At 40.7% G+C, this 1616-nt stretch carries 1 protein-coding gene; it reads right to left on the bottom strand.

The features are described from left to right. Positions 1–158: 158 nt before the first annotated feature. The gene (gene efp / locus AC1DPZ_RS26810; RefSeq protein ID WP_477409252.1) at positions 159–719 is read right to left on the bottom strand and encodes an elongation factor P; all 561 of its coding nucleotides are present in this window, start codon (positions 717–719) and stop codon (positions 159–161) included. Positions 720–1616: the final 897 nt, after the last annotated feature.

The following is a 1616-nucleotide window of genomic DNA, read 5'->3' on the forward strand; positions in this document are numbered from 1 at the left end:
CGCCATCAAATTAACATTATCCAATTATCGATTCGATTACCAATAATATATCTTCAAGGTGTTCTAAGGAATGCACAAATTCCGCGCAACATATAAAAAGCCCCTCAAGTAATTAAGGAGCTTTTTATGTTTTAATAGTAAATTGATGGGTGTTTACCCTATTTGGCCCGCTCAACGTACTCGCCAGTGCGGGTATCAACTTTTATTTTATCGCCCTGGTTAACAAAGAGAGGTACTTTAACTTCTATTCCGTTTTCTGTAGTCGCTGTTTTCAGCGCACCCGATGAGGTATCACCTTTAACGGCAGGTTCGGCGTAGGTAATTTCCAGCTCCACAAAGTTGGGTGCTACCGCCATGATCGGTTCTTCGCTTTCAAACGAAACGATCACGCTCATCCCTTCTTTCAGGAATTTCACCGCGGGCCCGAAAAGCGCTTTCGGGATATTATGCTGGTCGAAAGTGGCGTTATCCATGATCACCATGGCGTCGCCATCTTCATACAGGTATTGAAAATCGTTTGTTTCTACACGGCAAATTTCAACCTGCTCGTCGGTGGCTAAGCGGGCTTCAACAATTTTTCCTGTTTTTATGTTACGAAACTTATCCAGATAGAATGCTCCGCCTTTGCCTGGTGTACGATGCAGTACTTCTGTTACGGTTACCAGTTCGCCGTTGAAGCGTAGTATATTACCTACTTTAATTTCGGATGCTTTTGCCATGAAAATATAATTTGAAAATTTAAGCCCCAAAGATAGATTAACTTAGCTAATCAACTAAAATTAAAACTCGAACCGTCAAAATTAAGTGATTTTAATCTTCGCTCAATGTTTGTCAACCGACAAATAACCCAGTGGAATTTGATAATTATTTCTCGCTATCTGTTAATATATTGATTATCAACCATATACATTCAAGGCATTCAAATACATTCCGTGGCGAAGAAAAAATCGTTAGCTTATTAGAAGCTGTCTAAAAATGATTTATTAATGTTGTTATGCTTCTAATGAAGCACATAACCACGCGTCATTGCGAGTAACTATCAGGTAAGAACCTGAAAAAAATCGTGATGACGGGTTTACTTATGCAAGTAGTTGGCCTGTCACCCTGAGCCTGTCGAAGGGTCGCGCGCAGAGGCCTTAACCCGCTATGCTTCGACAGGCTCCATGACAGCCCTTTTTTAACAATCATTCTCTCACAACGAGAAGTGTCTTTAGATACATATTGATAATCAACTACTTGCAAACACGTCATTATAAGGCACGAAGCAATCCCCACCTTAAAGGGTAGCTTTGCAAATCCGATCTGCATAGTTTGGGATTGCTTCGTGCCTTCGTGACGGTTCGTTTTTTTTACAGCTTCTATTTCGCGGTTTTTTTATTTGCCCCACAACTGAGCCTCCGAAACTTTTTCAAAATATCTTTTACCACTACTGACATAGGGCTGTCATTAGCGCTGCTTTTATTTGTTGTGAAATCATTTAAAAGCAAAACAGACAATGGAAAACAATCTAATCACACAGCAAACAGGCAATGCGGTTGAAGGGTTCACCTCCCCTAACGCCATTTTAAATCATTGGCAAGGTCATCGCCGCTTAACAAGGCAGGTAATTGAAGCTT

It is taken from the genome of Mucilaginibacter sp. P4_G9 (genome assembly GCF_056400985.1).